Source organism: Pseudomonas sp. DR48 (genome assembly GCF_019823085.1).
Classification (GTDB): domain Bacteria; phylum Pseudomonadota; class Gammaproteobacteria; order Pseudomonadales; family Pseudomonadaceae; genus Aquipseudomonas.
On the sequence record NZ_CP081946.1, the window covers coordinates 1,381,355 to 1,397,154 of the forward strand.

The 15,800-nt window shown below is 59.4% G+C and carries 13 protein-coding genes; 10 read left to right on the top strand and 3 right to left on the bottom strand.

The annotated features are described in order from the left end of the window. Position 1 precedes the first annotated feature (1 nt). From K5K95_RS06375 to K5K95_RS06395, 5 genes are all read left to right on the top strand, one after another. Positions 2-889: a 3-keto-5-aminohexanoate cleavage protein gene (locus K5K95_RS06375; protein ID WP_017341199.1), complete on the top strand. Its 888-nt coding sequence runs from the start codon at positions 2-4 to the stop codon at positions 887-889. A gap of 141 nt (positions 890-1,030) precedes the next feature. Then, positions 1,031-1,996, top strand: coding sequence for an L-carnitine dehydrogenase (locus K5K95_RS06380; protein WP_222588774.1), 966 nt, complete (start codon positions 1,031-1,033; stop codon positions 1,994-1,996). 155 nt (positions 1,997-2,151) lie between these two features. Further along, positions 2,152-2,628, top strand: coding sequence for a thioesterase family protein (locus tag K5K95_RS06385; protein ID WP_222588775.1), 477 nt, complete (start codon positions 2,152-2,154; stop codon positions 2,626-2,628). Positions 2,629-2,642: 14 nt separating this feature from the next. Beyond that, a complete protein-coding gene (locus tag K5K95_RS06390) occupies positions 2,643-3,806 on the top strand; it encodes a gamma-butyrobetaine dioxygenase (protein WP_222588776.1) in 1,164 nt (387 codons plus the stop codon). A gap of 396 nt (positions 3,807-4,202) precedes the next feature. Further along, positions 4,203-4,466, top strand: a complete 264-nt coding sequence (locus K5K95_RS06395; RefSeq protein ID WP_090178830.1) for a hypothetical protein — start codon at positions 4,203-4,205, stop codon at positions 4,464-4,466. A 131-nt stretch (positions 4,467-4,597) separates the two neighbouring features. Here K5K95_RS06395 and K5K95_RS06400 read toward each other — a convergent pair whose 3' ends face one another. Together K5K95_RS06400 and K5K95_RS06405 are read right to left on the bottom strand one after the other, a co-directional pair. Next, positions 4,598-5,701 (bottom strand): GlxA family transcriptional regulator, encoded by a 1,104-nt coding sequence (locus K5K95_RS06400; protein WP_090178827.1) that lies wholly within the window; start codon positions 5,699-5,701, stop codon positions 4,598-4,600. A gap of 540 nt (positions 5,702-6,241) precedes the next feature. Continuing rightward, positions 6,242-7,618, bottom strand: coding sequence for an L-serine ammonia-lyase (locus K5K95_RS06405; RefSeq protein WP_222588777.1), 1,377 nt, complete (start codon positions 7,616-7,618; stop codon positions 6,242-6,244). A 435-nt stretch (positions 7,619-8,053) separates the two neighbouring features. Here K5K95_RS06405 and K5K95_RS06410 point away from each other — a divergent pair, with 435 nt between their 5' ends. From K5K95_RS06410 to choV, 3 genes are all read left to right on the top strand, one after another. Further along, positions 8,054-9,001 (top strand): choline ABC transporter substrate-binding protein, encoded by a 948-nt coding sequence (locus tag K5K95_RS06410; RefSeq protein WP_222588778.1) that lies wholly within the window; start codon positions 8,054-8,056, stop codon positions 8,999-9,001. 66 nt (positions 9,002-9,067) lie between these two features. Continuing rightward, complete coding sequence (gene choW, locus K5K95_RS06415) at positions 9,068-9,913, top strand: choline ABC transporter permease subunit (protein ID WP_090178816.1); 846 nt, start codon at positions 9,068-9,070, stop codon at positions 9,911-9,913. Beyond that, positions 9,910-11,088: a choline ABC transporter ATP-binding protein gene (gene choV, locus K5K95_RS06420; protein ID WP_222588779.1), complete on the top strand. Its 1,179-nt coding sequence runs from the start codon at positions 9,910-9,912 to the stop codon at positions 11,086-11,088. Before choW ends, choV begins: the two co-directional genes overlap by 4 nt. Positions 11,089-11,286: 198 nt before the next feature. On the opposite strand, the gene K5K95_RS06425 is transcribed toward choV, so the two are convergent. Then, the gene (locus K5K95_RS06425) at positions 11,287-13,236 is read right to left on the bottom strand and encodes a BCCT family transporter (protein WP_259154163.1); all 1,950 of its coding nucleotides are present in this window, start codon (positions 13,234-13,236) and stop codon (positions 11,287-11,289) included. 378 nt (positions 13,237-13,614) lie between these two features. On the opposite strand from K5K95_RS06425, the gene betI reads away from it, so the two are divergent. Beyond that, on the top strand, positions 13,615-14,208 hold the full coding sequence (gene betI, locus K5K95_RS06430) for a transcriptional regulator BetI (RefSeq protein WP_222588781.1): 594 nt from the start codon (positions 13,615-13,617) through the stop codon (positions 14,206-14,208). A 109-nt stretch (positions 14,209-14,317) separates the two neighbouring features. Continuing rightward, positions 14,318-15,790, top strand: coding sequence for a betaine-aldehyde dehydrogenase (gene betB / locus K5K95_RS06435; protein ID WP_222588782.1), 1,473 nt, complete (start codon positions 14,318-14,320; stop codon positions 15,788-15,790). Positions 15,791-15,800: the final 10 nt, after the last annotated feature.

The window sequence follows — 15,800 nt, forward strand, 5'->3', positions numbered from 1 at the left end:
AATGAACCACGACGTCATCATCACCTGCGCACTCACCGGTGCTGGCGACACGACCAGCAAGAGCCCACACGTGCCGGTCACTCCGAAACAAATCGCCGCTGCCGCCGTTGAAGCGGCCAAGGCCGGCGCCACGGTGGTCCACTGCCACGTACGCAACCCCGAAACCGGCAAATTCAGCCGTGACGTGGCGCTGTACCGTGAAGTGATGGAGCGTATCCGCGAGGCGGACGTCGACATCATCGTCAATCTCACCGCCGGCATGGGCGGCGACTTGGAAATCGGCGCTGGCGAGAACCCGATGGAGTTCGGCCCGAACACCGATCTGGTCGGCCCGCTGACCCGTCTGGCGCACGTCGAAGAATTGCTGCCGGAAATCTGCACCCTGGACTGCGGCACCCTGAACTTCGGCGACGGCGACACCATCTACGTGTCCACCCCTGCCCAGCTGCGTGCTGGCGCCAAACGCATTCAAGAGCTGGGCGTGAAAGCCGAGCTGGAAATTTTCGACACCGGTCACCTGTGGTTCGCCAAACAGTTGATCAAGGAAGGCCTGCTCGACGACCCGCTGTTCCAGCTCTGCCTGGGCATCCCGTGGGGCGCGCCGGCCGACACCACCACCATGAAAGCCATGGTCGACAACCTGCCCGCCAACGCGGTGTGGGCCGGCTTCGGCATTGGCCGCATGCAGATGCCGATGGCGGCGCAAGCGGTGCTGCTCGGTGGCAACGTGCGAGTCGGGCTGGAAGACAACATCTGGCTGGACAAGGGCGTACTGGCGACCAATGGCCAACTGGTCGAACGCGCCTCGGAAATCCTCAGCCGTCTCGGCGCCCGTGTTCTGACACCGGCTGAAGGCCGGGCAAAAATGGGCCTGACCAAGCGCGGCTAACTGCTGACAACTCTTTCCAACTGTGGGAGCGGGCTTGCTCGCGAAGAGGCCGTTACATCCGACATCTCTGTCGACTGACACTCCGCTTTCGCGAGCAAGCTCGCTCCCACATTGGATCACCGAATTTTTTAGGACGTCGCCATGACCTTCATCACCGAAATCAAAACCTTCGCCGCCTTGGGCAGCGGTGTCATCGGCAGCGGCTGGGTATCCCGTGCCCTCGCCCACGGCCTCGACGTAGTGGCTTGGGACCCGGCGCCCGGTGCCGAAGCCGCACTGCGCAAACGCGTCGCCAATGCGTGGGGCGCGCTGGAGAAACAAGGCCTGGCACCCGGCGCCTCGCAGGATCGTCTGCGCTTTGTCGCGACCATCGAAGAGTGTGTTCGCGATGCGGATTTCATTCAGGAAAGCGCCCCCGAGCGTCTGGACCTGAAACTGGAACTGCACAGCAAAATCAGCGCGGCGGCCAAGCCCAATGCCCTGATCGGTTCGAGTACTTCGGGCCTGTTGCCGAGCGAGTTTTACGAGAGCTCCACGCACCCGGAACGCTGCGTGGTCGGTCACCCGTTCAACCCGGTTTACCTGCTGCCGCTGGTGGAAGTGGTCGGCGGTAAAAACACTGCGCCGGAAGCCGTTCAAGCGGCGATGAAAGTCTATGAATCCTTAGGTATGCGCCCGCTGCATGTACGCAAGGAAGTGCCCGGCTTTATCGCCGACCGCTTGCTCGAAGCGCTCTGGCGCGAGGCGCTGCACCTGGTCAACGACGGTGTCGCGACCACCGGTGAAATCGACGACGCGATCCGCTTTGGCGCGGGCCTGCGCTGGTCGTTCATGGGCACCTTCCTGACCTACACCCTGGCCGGTGGCGATGCAGGCATGCGGCACTTCATGGCGCAATTCGGTCCGGCATTGCAGTTGCCATGGACGTATCTGCCCGCACCGGAACTGACCGACAAGTTGATTGATGACGTGGTCGACGGCACCAGCGATCAGTTAGGCAAACACAGCATTTCGGCGCTGGAGCGCTATCGTGATGATTGCTTGCTGGCGGTGCTCGAAGCGGTGAAGACCACCAAAGAGAAGCACGGGATGGCGTTTAGCGAGTGACGCGTCAGCAAGCCTGGCCTCTTCGCGAGCAAGCCCGCTCCCACATGGGTTCTGCGTTGTGACATCGACAGTGTTCACACCACAAATCCCCCTGTGGGAGCGGGCTTGCTCACGAAAGCGGCAGCTCAGTCACCACCAATATCGGAACCTCACACATGCCCACCCTCACCACCTACCAAACCAAAATCATCCCCGACTGGGTCGACTACAACGGCCACCTGCGCGACGCCTTCTACCTGCTGATTTTCAGCTACGCCACCGATGCCCTGATGGATCGGCTGGGCATGGACAGCAACAATCGCGAAGCCAGCGGCAACTCGCTGTTCACCCTCGAACTGCACCTCAACTACCTGCACGAAGTGAAGCTCGATGCCGACGTCGAAGTACGAACACAGATCATTGGCCACGACAGCAAACGCCTGCACCTCTATCACAGCCTGCATCTGGTGGGAGATGACAAGGAACTGGCCGGCAACGAGCAAATGCTGCTCCACGTCGACCTCGCCGGCCCGCGCTCTGCGCCGTTCAGCGAAGCGACATTAAGCAAGCTGCAAGCCATCGTCGCCGAGCAAGCCGACCTTCCCGCCCCCGACTACATCGGCCGAGTGATCGCGTTACCGCCTAAAAAATAACAAGGAGATCGCCATTGAACACCGCCGCCGCTTTTGCCGACTTCCGTACTTACCCGTTGATCAGCGCGTTGACCGCCGTGCAAACCCTGGCGGACCGTATTCACGTGCGATGGGCTGATGGTCGTCTCAGCCCTTTCCATCATCAATGGTTGCGCGACAACTGCCCTTGCCCGCTGTGCGTCTACACCGTGACGCGCGAGCAGGTGCTGGAAATCGTCGACGTCGCGCAGGACCTGACGCCTTCAAAGGCTGATGTCGATGCCGAAGGTTGCCTCAACCTCGAGTGGCAAGACGGCCACCTCAGCCGCTTCGATCCCGGCTGGTTACGCGCCCACGCCTATGACGATGAGTCCCGCGCCGAACGTCGCGCCGCCAAGCCCAAAAGCCAGCTGTGGAACAGCAACCTGAAGCTGCCGGTATTCGACTACCAGGCGCTGATGAACGACAACGACGCCTTGCTGCAATGGCTGTTGGCGGTGCGCGACATCGGCCTGACCCAAGTGCGCGGCGTGCCCACCGAACCCGGCTCGTTGAAGCTGATCGCCCAGCGGATTTCCTTCATCCGCGAAAGCAATTTCGGCGTGCTGTTCAACGTGCAATCCAAGGCCGATGCCGACAGTAACGCCTACACCGCTTTCAACCTGCCATTGCACAGCGACTTGCCGACCCGTGAGTTGCAACCGGGGCTGCAATTTCTGCATTGCCTGGTCAATGACGCCGAGGGCGGCGAGAGCATTTTCGTCGACGGTTTCGCCATTGCCCACGCCTTGCGCGAGGAAGATCCCGAGTCGTTCAACGCCTTGTGTGAAATCCCCGTGGAGTTTCGCAACAAGGACCGCCACAGCGACTATCGCTGCCTGGCGCCGATCATCGCTCTGGATGCATTGGGGCAGGTTTCGGAGATCCGCATGGCGAACTTTTTGCGCGGGCCGTTTGATGCGTCGATGGAAGACATGCCCAAGCTCTATCGCGCTTATCGGCGCTTTATTGCCATGACCCGCGAAGCGCGTTTCCGGGTGATGACGCGGCTCAACCCCGGCGAATTGTGGTGCTTCGATAACCGCCGCACGCTGCACGCCCGCAACGCCTTCGACCCCGCTACCGGCGCCCGGCATTTCCAGGGTTGCTACATCGATCGTGACGAGTTGTTGTCGCGGATATTGGTGTTGCAGCGCTAGACCGCGTCACCGTTCATCGCGAGCAAGCTCGCTCCCACAGGGATTTGCATCGGACACAGTATTTGTGCACGACACAGTTCCAATGTGGGAGCGAGCTTGCTCGCGATGGCGTTAGTCCATACACCATATCTCCCTGATTCACAGGCAAAAAAAACCCCGATCAAGCCGTGACAAGATCGGAGCTGAGGAGGGTACTGTTGAGGAGCCGTTGCGCGAGGGTGACCAAACCTTCGTGTAGCCAGCTGAATCCAGTGTGCCCACTCTCCTCTCTGGCAAGTTAGCCGAAAACGACCTGTTCATAGGTATTGCGGCCATTGCGACAAATCGTCCTTGCCGCCACTTCGCACCCCTATGAGAATCGAACCAAGACACCGTTCCCTAAAGAAGGATTGCGTCATGATGCACGCCGATTTGATAGACCAGGAAGACCTGTTGGGCCAGCTGAAGTCATTGGGTTTTCAAGTGCCGAGCGGGGCCACGGCCGAGCAGGCTTGCGAGTGCGCAGTGCGAGGCTTGAATGATGAACGGGCGATGACGCTGCGTACGATGGTCAAGCAGATGTACACCAGCAGCGCGACCATCCTGCCCGCCGTGCGCCAGGCGATCGACAAGCAGTTGTTGCCAGCGTTGGCGGCCTACCAGCAGAGCCGTAGCGCCTGAATACTTCCTCCCACTGATCGTTCCCACGCTCTGCGTGGGAATGCAGCCCGGGACGCTCCGCGTCCCTGCCGAAGCGGACGCAGAGCGTCCATTGAGGCATTCCCACGCAGAGCGTGGGAACGATCAGAGCATTAGAGCCTTACGCTGGCGAACGTCGACTCATTGCGCGCCTGACTCAACGCCGACAACGGCCCGGACAACGGCGACAGTACCAAGGCTTGCGGCAGCGGCATCATCGCCACCTGTTGCGTGGTGTTCGAACCTACACGCTCGTCACGTGGCGGAATGCCGAAGTATTCGCGGTAGCACTTGGAGAAGTGCGGCGTTGACACGAAGCCACAGACCGACGCCACTTCGATGATCGACATCGGCGTTTGCTTGAGCAGTTGCCGAGCCCGGATCAGGCGCAGTTTCAGGTAGTAGCGCGATGGCGAGCAGTGCAGGTATTTCTGGAACAGACGCTCCAGCTGACGACGCGAAACAGCGACATACACCGCCAGTTCATCGAGGTCGATCGGCTCTTCCAGATTGGCTTCCATCAGCGCGACGATTTCCTGCAGTTTTGGCTGATTGGTGCCCAGCATGTGCTTGAGCGGCACGCGCTGATGATCCTGCTCGTTGCGGATGCGCTCGTAGACGAACATTTCCGAGATCGCGGCGGACAGTTCACGACCGTGATCGCGGCTGATCAGGTGCAGCATCATGTCCAGTGGCGCGGTGCCGCCGGAACTGGTGAAACGGTTACGGTCGAGGGTGAACAAGCGGGTGCTCATGGCCACACGGGGGAAGGCTTCCTGCATCGAGGCCAGGCATTCCCAGTGCACGCTGCAATCGAAGCCGTCCAGCAGGCCGGCGCAGGCCAGGGCCCAGCTGCCGGTGCAGACCGCACCAAGACGGCGCGACTGGCGAGCCTGGCTTTGCAGCCATGACACATGTTCGCGGGTCACGGTGCGCTGAATGCCGATACCGCCGCAGACAATGATGGTGTCCAGGGGTGGCGCTTTGTGCATGGAGCAATCGGGGGTGATCTGCAGACCGTCACTGGCCCAGACCTGACCGCCATCGACGGTGAGCGTCGACCAGCGATACAACTCGCGACCGGACAATTGGTTGGCCATGCGCAGTGGTTCTACTGCGGAGGCCAGAGAAATAAGCGTGAAATTGTCCAGCAGCAGAAAGCCGATGGATTGAGGCGCACGGTTCTGGGGTTGGGCCCCTGAGTTGAACGTCGTCATCGCGGTATCTCCTCACACAAAGCGGGTGATGGCCTCAGGCGGAGGCTCTTGTTATTGCCATCGTTCTCGCGTGGGAGACGGGCTTTGTAATGACAGAGCAATTGCCATGCCTAAAGTTGAATGGGCATTCAATAACTCCTGAAAACGACGTCGCGGCGTGTCTATATAAGCCGTGCGCAGAGTGGGGGTTATAAGTGCCATTATCGGCGGGAAGCGCTCTGCCCCGTTGGGCTTGAGCAAATCGGTAGCACTTGTGGGAACAGGGCTACAGCGACCTGAGGGAGAGTGTCACCGCAAGCACAGGTGACAGGCGGTAATGGCCATTTTGGATCCCTGGCCATGGATGAGTCACTTATCTGTAAGCGACGCGCCAAAACGTGGCGCGTTTTGAATTCGGTGTTCACTTAGCGCGCAGTTTTGACTGGTCTGGCGCTATCGCGGGCAAGCCCGCTCCCACAAGGATTTTTGGTGTGCCTTAGTTCACGGCCACACAACAAATCCTGTGGGAGCGGGCTTGCTCGCGATGGGGTCAACTCAATCTCAACACTCAACCGCGCTGACCGCCAATCCACCACGCGATGTCTCTTTGTATTTGTCATGCATGTCCGCACCGGTATCACGCATGGTCCGGATCACCCGATCCAGCGAGATAAAGTGCTGACCATCACCGCGCAACGCCATCTGCGCCGCGTTGATCGCTTTTACGGCCGCAATCGCATTGCGCTCGATGCACGGCACCTGAACCAGCCCGCCCACCGGATCGCAGGTCAAACCAAGGTTATGTTCCAGGCCGATTTCCGCCGCGTTGCACAGCTGCTCCGGCGTGGCGCCGAGAATCTCCGCCAACCCCGCCGCCGCCATCGCACAAGCCGAACCGACTTCACCCTGGCAACCGACTTCGGCACCAGAGATCGAAGCGTTTTTCTTGCATAGAATCCCCACCGCAGCGGCACTGAGAAAATAGTCGACAACGTTGGCGTCCGTCACCGCTTCACTGAACTTCATGAAGTAATGCAGAACCGCCGGAATAATCCCCGCCGCGCCGTTGGTCGGTGCTGTCACCATGCGTCCGCCAGCGGCGTTTTCTTCGTTGACCGCGAGGGCGAACAGGTTGACCCACTCCATGGCGCTCAAGGTCGAACCGATGACATTGGGTTTACCCAACTCTTGAAGGCTGCGATGCAATTTGGCCGCACGACGGCGCACATTCAATCCGCCGGGCAGGATGCCTTCGTGCTTGAGGCCCTGGTCGACGCAATCCTGCATGGCGCGCCAGAGTTTCATCAGGCCGCTGCGGATTTCTTCTTCGCTGCGCCAGACCTTTTCGTTGGCCATCATCAATTCAGCCACGCGCAGGTTGTGCTGCTTGCAGAGACTGAGCAGTTCGACGGCGCTGGAGAAATCGTACGGCAACACCGTGCTGTCCAGATCGACCACGCCGCTGGAAGCCTGCGCTTCATCGACAACAAAACCGCCGCCGATGGAATAGTAGGTGTCGCGATGCAGTTCGCCGTCATCGCCTTCGACAATCAGGGTCATGGCGTTGGGATGGAATGGCAGGTTTTCGTCGATCAGGCGCATGTCCCGGGCCCAGATGAACGGGACCGACAAGCGACCGTCTAGCAACAAGGTGTGGGTTTCGCGCAAGGTTTCGATACGAATGCCGATTTGCGACGGATCGATCGCATCCGGCCACTCGCCCATCAGGCCCATGATCACCGCGTTGTCGCTGCCGTGACCGATGCCGGTAGCCGACAACGACCCGTAAAGCTGAACTTCGACGCGCCGTACTTGTTCCAAAAGACCCTGCTCACGCAAACCTTGCACGAACAGCGCGGCGGCCCGCATAGGCCCCACGGTGTGCGAACTGGAAGGGCCGATGCCGATTTTGAACAGGTCGAAAACACTGATAGCCATTACTGCCGAACTCCTGGATGTGCCGACTCCAGACGCAAAGGCGCCCAGTGGCGGAGCTGCTACGCTCAAGCTGCAATCCGCCGAGATGGCCGCATCATCAGGCTTTTGTCATGTCGTTCGACGTCTCACACCGACGCACTCATGCCCACTAACGCCGCGAGGCGGCGACGCAATGTTTTCGCCGTTTTTTAACGGATCAGAGGGGGAAAAAGGGCTGAAAAAAGCTGTAAACGACGTCACCGACACTGGATGCGACCATCCCTGTACTGGTTACGACGCCCCCTGTAGGCGTCAGATTTTCACTGGTACATGATCGTATCGACTCGATTGCAAGGCGCCGTGGTAGAGCTGTCTCCAAAACGCCATCCAACCGCAACCTATAAGTGCGGTGGTCCAGTCGGAACACTGCCAAAAAAAACACCAAGGAGTCCATCCATGAAAGGTTCCCCGTCGTTGTTGTTGGCCGCCATGCTGAGTCTGCCGTTTCTGGCTCAAGCCGCAGAACCGGCTCAGTGCAGTACCGTAAACTTCTCTGATGTCGGCTGGACGGACATCACCGCAACAACCGCCACCACCAGCGTCGTGCTCGACGCCCTCGGCTACAAGACCAAAACCACGATGATTTCCGTGCCGGTGACCTATAAGTCCCTGGCCGACGGCAAGAACATGGACGTATTCCTGGGGAACTGGATGCCGACCATGGAAAACGACATCAAGGCTTATCGTGATGCCGGCACCGTCGACGTCGTGCGCACCAACCTGACCGGCGCCAAGTACACCCTCGCCGTGCCGCAAGCGCTGTACGACAAAGGGCTGCATGACTTCGCCGACATCGCCAAATTCAAGAAAGAGCTCGACGGCAAAATCTATGGCATCGAACCTGGTAACGACGGTAACCGCCTGATCCAGAGTATGATCGACAAGAACGCCTTCGGCCTTAAAGACGCTGGTTTCAAAGTGGTCGAGTCCAGTGAAGCCGGCATGTTGTCGCAGGTTGACCGCGCCCAAAAACGCGACACCGCCGTGGTGTTCCTCGGCTGGGCGCCGCACCCGATGAACAAACGTTTCAAAATCCAATACCTCACCGGTGGTGACGATTTCTTCGGACCGGACTTCGGTGCCGCCACCGTGGCGACCAACACCCGCAAGGGGTACGTCCAGGAATGCAGCAACGTTGGACAGTTGCTGAAAAACCTGGAATTCACCGTCGACATGGAGAGCTCGCTGATGGGCAACATCCTGGATGACAAAATGAAGCCTGACGCGGCCGCCAAGGCCTGGCTGAAAAAGAACCCACAGGTCCTCGATACCTGGCTCGCTGGCGTGACCACCATTGACGGTAAACCAGGCCTGGAGGCCGTGAAAGCCAAGCTCGCGCAGTAATCGCTTACGCCGGGCGGGTTCGCTCGCCCGGGCTGTTTATTTCCTTGCATGCGGACGTTCACTACCATGCTGATTGATCAGAAAATCCCTTTAGGCCAGTACATCGCGGGCTTCGTTGAATGGTTGACGCAACACGGCGCCAGCACGTTCGACGCAATCGCCGTGTCACTGGAAACGATGATCCACGGCGTGACTTTTGCGCTGACCTGGTTCAACCCGCTGGCATTGATCGGCCTCATCGCGCTACTGGCACACTTCATTCAACGAAAGTGGGGGCTGACTGTTTTCGTCATCGCCTCCTTCTTGCTGATCCTCAATCTGGGGTACTGGCAGGAAACCATGGAAACCCTCGCCCAGGTGCTCTTCGCGACCCTGGTCTGCGTAGTCATCGGCGTGCCGTTGGGCATCGTCGCTGCGCATAAACCGATGTTCTACACATTGATGCGTCCGGTGCTCGATCTCATGCAGACCGTCCCGACCTTCGTGTACCTCATTCCTACCCTGACCCTCTTCGGTCTGGGTGTGGTCCCGGGCCTGATCTCAACGGTAGTGTTCGCGATTGCCGCGCCTATCCGCCTGACTTACCTGGGTATTCGCGATGTTCCGGAAGAACTGATGGACGCCGGCAAGGCCTTTGGCTGCTCGCGACGTCAGCTGCTCTCGCGAATCGAACTGCCCCACGCCATGCCAAGCATCGCGGCCGGTATCACCCAGTGCATCATGCTGTCGTTGTCGATGGTGGTGATCGCGGCACTGGTGGGCGCCGACGGCCTGGGCAAACCCGTGGTCAACGCACTGAACACTGCTGATATCGCCCTGGGCTTCGAAGCAGGCCTGGCGATCGTACTGCTGGCGATCATGCTCGACCGTATCTGCAAACAACCCGACGCCAAAGTAGGGGGTGACGCATGAGCATTATTCGCTTCGATAACGTCGACGTTATCTTCTCCAAGGATCCGCGCGAGGCTCTCAAGCTGCTGGATCAAGGCATGACCCGTAACGAGATCCTGAAAAAGACCGGGCAGATCGTTGGCGTGGAAAAAGCCAGCCTGGATGTCGAAAAAGGTGAAATCTGCGTACTGATGGGCCTGTCCGGCTCCGGCAAGTCCAGTTTGCTGCGCTGCATCAACGGCCTCAACACGGTCAGCCGTGGCAAGCTGTTCGTCGAGCACGAAGGCAGGCAGATAGACATTGCCTCCTGCACCCCGGCAGAACTGAAAATGATGCGCACCAAGCGCATTGCGATGGTGTTTCAGAAGTTCGCCCTGATGCCTTGGTTGACCGTTCGCGAGAACATCAGCTTCGGCCTGGAAATGCAGGGCCGTCCCGAGAAAGAACGCCGCAAACTGGTGGATGACAAGCTTGAGCTGGTGGGCCTGACCCAATGGCGCAACAAGAAACCCAACGAGCTCTCCGGTGGTATGCAGCAACGTGTGGGCCTGGCCCGCGCCCTGGCGATGGACGCCGACATCCTGCTGATGGACGAACCGTTTTCGGCACTCGACCCACTGATTCGCCAAGGTCTGCAAGACGAACTGCTGGAACTGCAACGCAAGCTGAGCAAGACCATCGTTTTCGTAAGTCACGACCTTGATGAAGCCCTGAAGCTGGGCAGCCGTATCGCAATCATGAAAGACGGCCGGATCATCCAGTACAGCAAGCCGGAAGAAATCGTCTTGAACCCGGCGGACGACTACGTGCGGACCTTCGTGGCCCACACCAACCCGCTGAACGTTCTGTGCGGTCGCAGCCTGATGCGCACCCTGGACAACTGCAAACGCATCAACGGCTCAGTCTGCCTCGATCCGGGCGGCGATTCGTGGCTGGACCTGGCCGAAGGCAACACCATCAAAGGCGCCCGCCAGAACGGTGCGAGCCTGGATCTGCAGAACTGGATTCCAGGGCAAGCAGTTGAAGGCCTGGGCCGTCGCCCAACGCTGGTGGACTCCAACATCGGCATGCGTGATGCATTGCAGATTCGTTATCAGACCGGCAACAAACTGGTGCTGCACGACAACAACAAAGTGGTCGGGATTCTCGGCGACAGCGAGCTGTATCACGCGCTGCTCGGCAAGAACCTGGGGTAAGGCAGCAGACACAAAAACGCCGCGAGAGGATCGCGGCGTTTTTGTTTATGGGATATCGGGCGATGCCGTGTTGAAGTTGAAGACGCCATCGCCAGCAGGCTGGCTCCCACAAGGGAATGCGTTCCAATGTGGGAGCCAGCCTGCTGGCGATGATGCCGACGCGGTGCTTCAGACTGAATCACCGCACCCTATCGAAACTCAGCTATAAACCCGGCCAAGGAGCTGCCGATGGCTTTCAAACTGATCGAGCACGTCACGGGTGATTTGATCCGCAGTAAAGCCCATCAGGTCATAGTCCTGGCTGCCGTTGTGCAGGTACACCTCGGCGCGGTAATAGCGCGCACGCGGTTCATCGGCACTTTCCGCCGACACCGTGTCGCTCGCCGCTGCCAGATAGCCATCCAGGCTTACTTCGTAGACAAAAGGGTTGCCTTCTTCCATCTCGATCCGCACGCCCATGCAACGCTTGGACTTGCCCAACAGCGTTTGCACATCCAGCCCTTGGGCACGCAATTGCACCGCCGCATCTTCCAGCGCCGGGCTGACCTGCTTATCCATGAAGCGCTGAACGATCGACTGGTTCGGTTGCAGATCCAATTGGGTCAAACGCTCGCTGAAACCACGACGACCGCGTGCAGCCAGTTCCGCTTGCTCCTGTTCGATCTGCACGTCCTGGCGCATCGCCTTGTGCAAGCCGAACATGAAGAACACCAGCACCACCGAGAACGGCAGACCGGCCAGCACCACCATGGTTTGCATGGCTTCGAAGTTACCGGCGAACAACAGGCCGATGGTCACCAGAGTAATTACCGCCGACCAGAAAATCCGCAGCCAGTGCGGCGCATCTTCATCGACATTGCCGCCCTTGCAGGAAAGGTTGGCCATCATCACCGCGCCGGAATCCGCCGGGGTCAGGAACAGCACGAAACCGACAAAGATCGACACACCGATCACAATCTTCGACGCAGGGTAATGCTCAAGCAGTTGGTAGATCGCCATGGACGGCTGTTCGAGCGCCGTCTTCCCGAGCTCCACCGCCCCATGGTTCATCACCAGGTCCAGGGCCGAGTTACCGAAGATCGACAGCCACGCCAAGGTGAAACCCAGCGGGATCAGCAGTACGCCAGCCACCAGCTCACGCACCGTACGACCACGGGAAATACGCGCGATGAACATGCCAACGAATGGGGCCCAGGAAATCCACCAGGCCCAGTAGAACAAGGTCCACAGACCCAACCAGCGGTCGGACTTCTCACTGTCGCCTTCGTACACGTAGAGATCGAAGGTTTTCAGCACCACGCCGTTCAGGTAGTCACCGATGTTTTGCACGAAGCCATTGAGCAGGTGCAGGGTCGGGCCGAACAGCAGCACGAAAATCAGCAAACCACTGAACAGCACGATGTTCAGGTTGGACAGGCGGCGAATGCCGTTTTCCACGCCCGACACGGCAGCGATGGTCGCCACGGTGCTCATCACGATGATCACGATCAGCAGGTTGGTGTTGCTGTGTGCCATGCCGAACAGGTTTTCCAGGCCCGAGGACACTTGCAGCGAACCAATCCCCAGGTTCGTCACCAGCCCCAGCAGGGTCACGAACATGCCGAAGCCGTCCACGGCATGGCCGGCCGCGCCTTTGACCCAGCGCTCGCCCACCAGCGGATACAGCGCCGAACGCAACGCCAGCGGCTGGTTGTGACGGTAAGCAAAGTACGCCACGGCCAAACCGACCAGGGCGTAAATCGCCCAGCCATGCAGGCCCCAGTGCAGGAACGTCAGCTGCACGGCCTGACGCGCGGCCATGTTGCTGGCCGAAACGCCTTCCGGCGGATTGAAGTAGTGATCCAGCGGCTCCGAAGCGCCGAAGTACAACAGCGAGATGCCAATACCCGACGAGAACAGCATCCCCGCCCAGGCGCCGTAGCTGAAGTCCGGGGTGTCGTCCTTGCTGCCCAGTTTGAGTTTGCCGTAGGACGAAAACGCCAGGCCGACGACGAATACCAGATAAGCGGCAATCACCACCATGTAGTACCAGCCGAAGCTGCGGGACAACCAGGCCTGGGCAATACCGAGCAATCTGCCAGCCTCTTGCGGGGCGATGATCAGAATGGCGGTCAACAACAGGATCAGCGCGGTAGAGGTGTAGAACACCCAACCGTTGACCGTCACCTTCTCGGGCGGGGTCTTTATAAGAGAGGCAGAACTCATGGCACAGATGCTCCAGGCAGTGCGAGAGAAGAACACAAGGCAACGCGTTACCCGACCAATCGGTTAGTTGGCAGCCGACCGGCGGGTGATATAAAGACACCCCGAAAAAAGCCCGAAGCCCGTGAGCGCCAGTGCGCACGGGTTTCGAGCATTTTGTGATGTCGGTTTTCCGCTAACTACGAGCAGGAAAAATCTGTAGGCAGCGACGAATTGTCGCAGATCTTATTCTTTGTTGATTGAACGTTCAATCAAAACAAAATAGACTGGCCCTCAATCCGGTAGGCGTATTCGTCCACCGAGAGGCCTAAGGAGATGTGCAAGATGCCCAAGGTCGGTATGCAACCCATCCGTCGCCAGCAATTGATCGAAGCCACGCTACTGGCCGTCGATCAGGTCGGCATGGGGGACGCCAGCATTGCGCTGATCGCCCGTTTGGCCGGTGTCTCGAACGGCATCATCAGTCACTATTTTCAGGACAAGAATGGCCTGATCGCCGCCACGATGCGGTATCTGATGAGTGTCCTCAGCGAGAACGTCACCGCGCGCCGTCAGGCGCTGACAGATGACAGCCCGCGGGCGCATCTGCAGGTGATTATCGAAGGCAACTTCGACGCCAGCCAGGTCAATGGCCCGGCAATGAAAACCTGGTTGGCCTTCTGGGCCACCAGCATGCACCAGCCGTCTTTGCACAGGTTGCAGCGGATCAACGATCACCGTCTGTATTCCAACCTGTGCTGCCAGTTCCGCCGTGCGTTGCCGCTTGATCAAGCGCGCGGCGCCGCCCGGGGCCTGGCAGCCCTCATTGACGGTTTGTGGTTGCGCGGCGCGCTGTCGGGAGATGCTTTCGACACCGAGCAGGCGCAACGGATCGCTTACGAATACATGGATATCCAATTGGCCAAGCAGGTGAGTTAGAGCACACATAAAACGCTCAACCACCTGAACCGCCACTGATCAGCGATGCCCAGGCTACACGGCACGCCCAGTGGTCAACGCCAACCACTTATGCACTTGCGAGGACTTTATGGCCCGTTTCGAACTGCAAAAACTCTACATCGATGGCGGCTACAGTGACGCCAGCAGCGACGCCACCTTCGAAGCCATCAACCCGGCTAACGGTGAAGTCCTCGCAATCGTTCAGCGTGCGACCAAGGCAGACGTCGAGCGCGCTGTGGTCAGCGCCGAAAAGGGCCAGAAAATCTGGGCTGCGATGACCGCCATGGAGCGTTCGCGCATCCTGCGCCGTGCCGTCGACATCCTGCGCGAGCGCAACGATGAACTGGCCGCCCTGGAAACCCTGGACACCGGCAAATCGTTCTCCGAAACCAAGTATGTCGACATCGTTACCGGTGCCGACGTGCTGGAATACTACGCAGGCCTGGTGCCCGCCATCGAAGGCGAGCAGATCCCGCTGCGCACCACTTCGTTCGTCTACACCCGTCGCGAGCCGCTGGGCGTCGTCGCCGGTATCGGCGCGTGGAACTACCCGATCCAGATCGCCCTGTGGAAATCCGCGCCTGCCCTGGCAGCCGGTAACGCAATGATCTTCAAGCCAAGCGAAGTCACCTCGCTGACCACGCTGAAACTGGCCGAGATCTACACCGAAGCAGGCCTTCCGGCTGGCGTGTTCAACGTCTTGACCGGCAGCGGTCGTGAAGTCGGCACCTGGCTGACCGAGCACCCACGCATCGAAAAAATCTCCTTCACCGGCGGCACCGACACCGGCAAGAAAGTCATGGCCAGCGCTTCTGCCTCGTCGCTCAAAGACGTGACCATGGAGCTGGGCGGCAAATCCCCGCTGATCATTTTCGACGACGCCGACCTCGACCGCGCCGCCGACACCGCGATGATGGCCAACTTCTACAGCTCGGGCCAGGTCTGCACCAACGGCACTCGCGTGTTCGTACCGACTCACCTTAAAGCTGCGTTCGAAGCCAAGATCGCTGAGCGCGTTGCGCGCATCCGCGTCGGCAACCCGGAAGACGAGAACACCAACTTCGGTCCGCTGGTGAGCTTCGCCCACATGGAAAGCGTGCTGGGTTATATCGCCAAAGGTAAGGAAGAAGGCGCTCGCGTACTGTGCGGCGGCGACCGTCTGACCGAAGGCGAGTTCGCCAAAGGCGCGTTCGTGGCACCGACCGTGTTCACCGACTGCACCGATGAGATGACCATCGTTCGCGAAGAAATCTTCGGCCCGGTGATGAGCATCCTGACTTACGAAACCGAAGAAGAAGTGATCCGTCGTGCCAACGACACCGACTTCGGTCTGGCCGCCGGTATCGTCACCAAGGACCTGAACCGCGCCCACCGCGTGATTCATCAACTGGAAGCCGGTATCTGCTGGATCAACGCCTGGGGCGAATCCGACGCCAAGATGCCGGTCGGTGGCTACAAGCAGTCGGGCGTGGGCCGTGAAAACGGGATCAGCTCTCTCAACAACTTCACGCGCATCAAGTCCGTGCAAGTCGAACTGGGTGAGTACGTTTCGGTATTTTGATTAGCTGATC

Bases quoted from the DNA above. Each gene is read 5' to 3' on its own strand.
- choV (WP_222588779.1), top strand. From the start codon at position 9,910: ATGAGCATTATTCGCTTCGATAACGTCGACGTTATCTTCTCCAAGGAT.
- K5K95_RS06375 (WP_017341199.1), top strand. From the start codon at position 2: ATGAACCACGACGTCATCATCACCTGCGCACTCACCGGTGCTGGCGAC.
- K5K95_RS06380 (WP_222588774.1), top strand. From the start codon at position 1,031: ATGACCTTCATCACCGAAATCAAAACCTTCGCCGCCTTGGGCAGCGGT.
- choW (WP_090178816.1), top strand. From the start codon at position 9,068: ATGCTGATTGATCAGAAAATCCCTTTAGGCCAGTACATCGCGGGCTTC.
- betI (WP_222588781.1), top strand. From the start codon at position 13,615: ATGCCCAAGGTCGGTATGCAACCCATCCGTCGCCAGCAATTGATCGAA.
- K5K95_RS06410 (WP_222588778.1), top strand. From the start codon at position 8,054: ATGAAAGGTTCCCCGTCGTTGTTGTTGGCCGCCATGCTGAGTCTGCCG.
- K5K95_RS06395 (WP_090178830.1), top strand. From the start codon at position 4,203: ATGATGCACGCCGATTTGATAGACCAGGAAGACCTGTTGGGCCAGCTG.
- K5K95_RS06405 (WP_222588777.1), bottom strand. From the start codon at position 7,618: ATGGCTATCAGTGTTTTCGACCTGTTCAAAATCGGCATCGGCCCTTCC.
- betB (WP_222588782.1), top strand. From the start codon at position 14,318: ATGGCCCGTTTCGAACTGCAAAAACTCTACATCGATGGCGGCTACAGT.
- K5K95_RS06385 (WP_222588775.1), top strand. From the start codon at position 2,152: ATGCCCACCCTCACCACCTACCAAACCAAAATCATCCCCGACTGGGTC.
- K5K95_RS06400 (WP_090178827.1), bottom strand. From the start codon at position 5,701: ATGACGACGTTCAACTCAGGGGCCCAACCCCAGAACCGTGCGCCTCAA.